This window comes from Paraburkholderia sp. UCT31 (genome assembly GCF_014397655.1).
GTDB classification, from domain to species: Bacteria; Pseudomonadota; Gammaproteobacteria; order Burkholderiales; family Burkholderiaceae; genus Paraburkholderia; species Paraburkholderia tuberum.
In genome coordinates this window covers 1-5,647 of the sequence record NZ_VZQP01000129.1, presented here as the reverse complement: position 1 = coordinate 5,647, position 5,647 = coordinate 1, and the positions used below count along the sequence as shown (strand labels likewise).

Annotated in this window: 6 protein-coding genes; all 6 read right to left on the bottom strand. The window is 62.2% G+C overall.

Annotation, left to right across the window (positions count from 1 at the left end):
- Nucleotides 1–650: 650 nt before the first annotated feature.
- Nucleotides 651–1,004, bottom strand: a complete 354-nt coding sequence (locus F6X40_RS40805) for a BON domain-containing protein (protein WP_187631800.1) — start codon at nucleotides 1,002–1,004, stop codon at nucleotides 651–653.
- Between the two features lie 987 nt (nucleotides 1,005–1,991).
- Nucleotides 1,992–2,174, bottom strand: coding sequence for a hypothetical protein (locus F6X40_RS40800; protein WP_184070394.1), 183 nt, complete (start codon nucleotides 2,172–2,174; stop codon nucleotides 1,992–1,994).
- Nucleotides 2,175–2,289: 115 nt separating this feature from the next.
- Nucleotides 2,290–2,682, bottom strand: a complete 393-nt coding sequence (locus F6X40_RS40795) for a RidA family protein (RefSeq protein ID WP_187631799.1) — start codon at nucleotides 2,680–2,682, stop codon at nucleotides 2,290–2,292.
- Nucleotides 2,683–2,724: 42 nt separating this feature from the next.
- Nucleotides 2,725–3,549 carry an oxaloacetate decarboxylase gene (locus tag F6X40_RS40790; protein ID WP_187631798.1) on the bottom strand — a complete coding sequence of 275 codons (825 nt, stop codon included), beginning with the start codon at nucleotides 3,547–3,549 and terminating at the stop codon, nucleotides 2,725–2,727.
- 49 nt (nucleotides 3,550–3,598) lie between these two features.
- Complete coding sequence (locus F6X40_RS40785) at nucleotides 3,599–4,135, bottom strand: carboxymuconolactone decarboxylase family protein (RefSeq protein WP_184070400.1); 537 nt, start codon at nucleotides 4,133–4,135, stop codon at nucleotides 3,599–3,601.
- 188 nt (nucleotides 4,136–4,323) lie between these two features.
- Nucleotides 4,324–5,289, bottom strand: coding sequence for an AraC family transcriptional regulator (locus F6X40_RS40780; protein WP_222946306.1), 966 nt, complete (start codon nucleotides 5,287–5,289; stop codon nucleotides 4,324–4,326).
- Nucleotides 5,290–5,647: the final 358 nt, after the last annotated feature.

Here is a 5,647-nt window from a genome sequence, read left to right as displayed (position 1 = left end):
GGCCGTTACTGGGGTGGCGGCGGCCACGGCCGATCGCATTGAACCGGGCGTGCGGCGCACCGCGCGACGGGTATCGCGCGCGGCGAATGGCCGGAGCTGGGACGGCGAACGCAATCCTTCCCCCCATCGAGTCGGAATTCGCGAGGGCTCAGCACCCTGACCACGAAGACTGGCCTTACCGACCTAGTCATGCTCGTAGCACGGGTTGTTCGGCCCCTGCTTTTCAAGTACTGTTAATCTTCGAGGAGACACCGCCATGCCTAACGACATTCTTCTCGTCAACGAACGCGGCTACATCGTCTACGCCGACCCTGATGCTGGCCGAAGACGAGAACTATCTCGCGTTCCTTCGCATCCACGCCAACATTTCTAAATCCAACCCGAGGCCGGATAAGCTGCGCAAGGAACATTCGAACTGGACTTGAACGACCGAGTATCGGGTCGTCAAGTGCCTTTCGCGCTCTTGGAACAACGTTTCATCGGTACATCGCGCGCACCGAATCCTTCAGATACTTCAGGTCCGAGCGTTCGTGGCCCACGCACCAGGAGAGATAGTCCACCGGCACGGTGAACATCTTGTCCTGCGAGAGCGTCGGCTCCTCTTTTCACGGCTGAAAACGGCCAGTACTTCCCGGCGCCGCCTCGAAGCGTCAATAGCCTTTCGTATAGAGCGTCAGATGGTTAGTCACCGACGTTACACCCGGCACGCCCTTCGCCACTTCCGCGGCCTGCTGGATCTGAGGACCGTCCGACACGCTGCCGGATAATGTCACGACACCGCCGCGCGCCTTGACGAATACGTTCGACACGTTGAAGTTGGGCGCTTTCGACAACGCCTTGCGTACATCCCGAGCCAGCTTCTTGTCCGCTGGCGTCGCCTTGCCTGAACTTGCAGCCGGACTCGAGCCCATCGGCATAGCGTTGCTGGCTTGCGCGTAGACGTTCGACGTCAACGTCACGCATCCCACGACGACGAGCAGATTCACGACGTTCCATGCTTTCATGATTGCCTCTCTCGTTCGGCCTGGCAGATGGTGAGTCAAAGATAGCCAACATTCCGCTTCTAACAAAGCTGCTTGCACGATTAAGGAAAAGCCCGGATCCAGACGCGCGCCCGCTGGCAGGCCGATCATCGGGCGAGTTTGCGAATGAGCAGCCGCAGTATCGTTGGCGAGGCTTCACCGCAGATCCGAACGCGTGACGCATTGGAAGCCACCTCACCACGTGCACGACCAGCATGCTGAAAGGTTACGCCTCAACGCGCTGCACGGAGGCGCCCGACTCCAGTACACATGGCAAGGAACGCTGAACGCCTCAACTGGCGCGTGTTTGCGCTCCAGCTAGCGCCCGTGTGGTTATGACGCTCGTAGTCTTTGTATCGGACGTTGAAGCTGAGTACTTCGAGGCAGGCCGTCAAAGCTCTCCTTTTGACCGTCGCGCGCGGCTCGTGTGGCGCATAGACATCCGCGTGAACGGCCGCTGTACTTTGGAAGTTGCTGTTGCGGTCTTTCCACGTCGAAGGGCAGAAGTGGCTCGCGTGCCGTTGATCGACGTCGGACAAAGATCGGCCAGGAAGAGACCTTCTTCCTAAGCGTCGCGAAGACATTCAGACGGCGGTTCCATTCAGATAACGGTCATTGACGAACACGACACGTAAGCTCAGCAGGCCTCCGAATTTCACGATAAACCCATCGGTGTCGTATCGGATTCCACGCGCGAAGATGCAGGACGTCCGCGGATCGCGGTGACTATGCAGCACGTCGTGCTCACCCGCGTATTCGAACCCGGCTGCGCCCGATGATCGACGATTACGTAATGGCCGCCCGGCATCAACACGCGAAAAACGGCGTCGTTGAATGCATGAACGTCGACGGGGACCATCTTTGGCGTGTGGAGATCGTGGTAGTTCCGCGCGATGCAAAACGCGTAGATCTGTTCCGTCGGGCGCCCGCTTTTCCGGCAATCCCTGTCAGCAGCACGGCATTGTGCCGCTACCGCGCGAACTGTTCGACCTCCGACTGTCCCGCCTCGATGCGCTCGATCTTTGTCAGCTCGGCGGGAATCGCGGCGAATACGCGTCCGTGGTCTCCGGCCAGTGACGCGAACAAGCGAGTGAAATATCCGCGATACGGCAGAAAGATCGCCTGGCCCGATGTCGATGAAGCGAAGCACATCGGCGACGCGATCTCGCCCGTCGCGGGCGCGATCGCGGTGAGGCCGTGTGTTATCGGTGAGTGCCGCTTCGATCTGTGCGTCGGTCGAGCGTGCCATGGTCGTGCGCAACACGGCTCAAACCGCTGCAATGCAATCTATCTCGATATCGAAACGTCCGGGCCATGCGGGCACGTTCACGAAGATCCGTGCCGGTGGCCGGGGGCCAAAGAATCGTGCATAGATTTCATTGACGATCGGGAACATCTCGACGGATGTGCAGTAGACGTTGCACTTGAGCACCTGGTCGAGCGACGATCCGCCGGTCTCGACGCAGAGCTTCAGTTGCTCCAGCACGCGTCGAGTTTGCTGTTCGATCGGCGCATCCAGCACTTTGCCGGTCTGCGGATCGAATGGCGGCAAGCCCGACACGTAAAGCGTGTCGCCGTGACGCGTGGCAATGGAGGTGGGTGCCTTCCAACGCTCGAGCCAGTTGGACAATGGTTCGACACGGATGATTTCGCGAGCCATGTGTTTCTCCTTGAGTGACGGGATCGATGTTAATGGCGCGCGTCAAGCGTCGCCAGCGAACAGTGCATTGAGATCCGAAGCCGGTGGGGCATCTGCGAAGCCGTCGAAGCGTCCGTCCGAAAGCGCCTGGGCGGAGCGCATGAGGCCGCCCCAGGCGCTCCGCGCGAGTGCGCCGCCCACGCTGACGCGCCGCACGCCCAGCGCTGCCAGTTCTGGCAATGTCAGGACCGGGTTCGCGCCAATCAGTACGTTCACCGGTTTGGGCGAGACCGCCGCGACGACGGCCTCGATCTCTTCGCGCGTCCGGATACCCGGCGCGTACAGGCAGTCCGCGCCGGCCGCTGCGTAAGCCTTCAGACGCTCGAGCGTGTCGTTCAGGTCGGGCACACCAACGAAAAAATTCTCCGCGCGGCCGATCAGCAGCGTATCGCCACCGCTATCGTCGATCGCTTGCCGCGCCGCTGCGAGCCGCGCCACGGCGATCTCTATCGGCAACAGAGGCGCGGCGGCATCGCCGGTCGCATCTTCGATCGACAGGCCAGCCACGCCGGTGGCGACCGCGAGTTTCACGCTCTCGGCAACGCCGGCCGCATCGTCGGCAAAGCCGCTTTCGAAATCTGCATTGACCGGCAGATCGGTGGCCTCGACCATCGCGCGCAAGTGCGCGAGGATGTCGTCGCGGCTCGCCTGGTTGTCGGCGCGGCCGGTCGACCACGCATAGCCGGAACTCGTGGTCGCGATAGCCTGGAAGCCGAGGCTCGCGAGATAACGTGCGCTGCCGGCGTCCCAAGGGTTCGGCAGCGTGAAACAACCGGATTCGTGTAGCGCCCGGAATGTGGCGCGCTTTTCGGCAGTGGTGCGTGGCATGGCAGAACTCCCAGAAGAGGGGGAAGCCCTTGCGGGCTTCCGAACGCGTTCAGGCGATTTCCGTTTCGACCACCGGGAAGTCGATCTCCGTGTCGAACACATTATTGACGAAATTCGTCAGCATGAACTGCGCACTCAGCGCGATGATCTCGACGATATTGGCATCGCTGTACCCGGCGGCTCGCATCACGTCGAGGTCCCCCGTCGCTACTTTGCCGCGCGTTTGCATCAGCTTGCGCGCGAACGCCACCGCGGCCGCCACGCGGGGCACGTCCGAGTCCCCGAGTCTGTTGCGGCGAATCTCATCGCTGGAAAGGCCGGCAAACTGGGTGGCTGCGTAGGTGTGGGCGCTGAGGCAGTACTGGCAGCCGTTGACCTGCGACACGGCCAGTGCAATGCCGTCGCGCGTCTTGATGTCGAGTGTTTTGGAGAGAGCGCTCTGCAGGCCGGCCCACCCGTTCAGCGCCTGGGGGCTTTGTGCCATGATGCGGAACAGGTTCGGCGTGAGCTTGAGTTGCCGCGACACGGCGTCGACGACGGCCTTGGACTCGGCGGGAATATTCTGCGGAATAGCGATGCGGCTCATAGTACTGCTCCTTGGGTTCGGTTCGAACTGCGGATGATGGCTGCGGGAACAGGTGTTCCTGCATTGAGAAGCAGTCTAGGAGCGATCACCGCGCACAGGATCCGGCAAATGTGCGCAAAAGTCCGGCTCGTGGGTCGCCACTCGGCGCTTCGGGCGTCGAGCGGGCGAGTCAATCCGCGCGGTGCGGATCAGGATGAGGATGGTGTTGCTCGATACTCGGCGGGCGCCGCGCCATAAATTTCGCGGAAGGCGCGTATGAAAGCTCCGCGGCTCGCGTAGCCGGCGTTGTGCGCCACCTGGTCGAGCGCGAGATCCCCGGCGCGCAGTTGGGCGGCGGCCTGGCGCATTCGGATGTCGCGAAGCACCTGCATCGGCGGCTGGCCGAAGGCCGCCGAGAAGCGCGCCATGAACGCGGAGCGGCTCAGACAGGCGATCTGGGCAAGACTTTCGACAGTGTGCGGCGCGGAAGGCCTCGCGGTCATGTCGGCGAACGCGCGCGCGATCTGGGGGTCACCGAGCAGTGCGAAACGTTCCATCCACAGCGCGCTGGTTTTAAGCGAGCGGCGCACGAGCGCAACGATCACCTGCTTGAGCAGCGCGCCCGACATCGCACCGGCGCCGATTTCCTGTGCCATCAGCTCCTCGAAGGCAGTGCGCAGATAGACGTCGAGCCGGTCGGACGGATCGAATTGCTCGACGATCGGCATCGAGAGCATTTCGAAGAGATTAATCGAGGCGCCGAAAGCTGCGGTGAAGTAACCGCAGATCATCACGGTCATGGGCTCAGTCGATCCGGCGCGGAACCGGTTGATGGAATCGACGACACGCTTATGCTCGCGGCCGGATACGACGACCGGTGCGATGCCCGCCTGGCTTGCGGGCACCTCGAGCTTCAGCGGATGTCGCGGTGGGACGATCAGCAGCGTGTGCGGTGTAAGGGGTACCGAATCGGCGCCTCCGATGTGTAGAAGCCCGCTGCCGGAAAGAATGTAGTGGATGCCGGGCGCGTCGTTGCCGTCGAGTTCGAGCACGAACCCCTCGCTGACGAGACACTCGGACAGGCCTAGGACGCGGATCTCAAGCAGCGCGATGAGTTCATCGAGGTGTGCTGCGGAGATGCGCGCAAACGACGACAAGGGCGTTGAGATGGACATTCGTTCGAAAGAACGCGGCAATGCCGGCCAAAGCTGGAACGCGATGACGGATTGTCGCACGACTGCAGCGGGCTGCGGACTTGCCACGGCAGGCCAGGTCGCGTGTCGGCGACCTCCCTAGGGAAGACGGAGAGAACTAGCTGTAGCAGCACATACTCATCACTCTCCGTCGCTTTTGCACAGACAACGGCCGTACGGTTGAAGCACGGGCGACCGGCCGCAGTGGGTCGGAGAACGAAACCGCTCGCGCGGTAGAGGGCTCCGGTCCGACGCGGGAGGTCAGGGCGAGGCCGGTCACGCGGTTTTATGTTGGCGAATGAGGCAATCCGCCTCGTTCTCCAGCAGGAGCCGAATCATG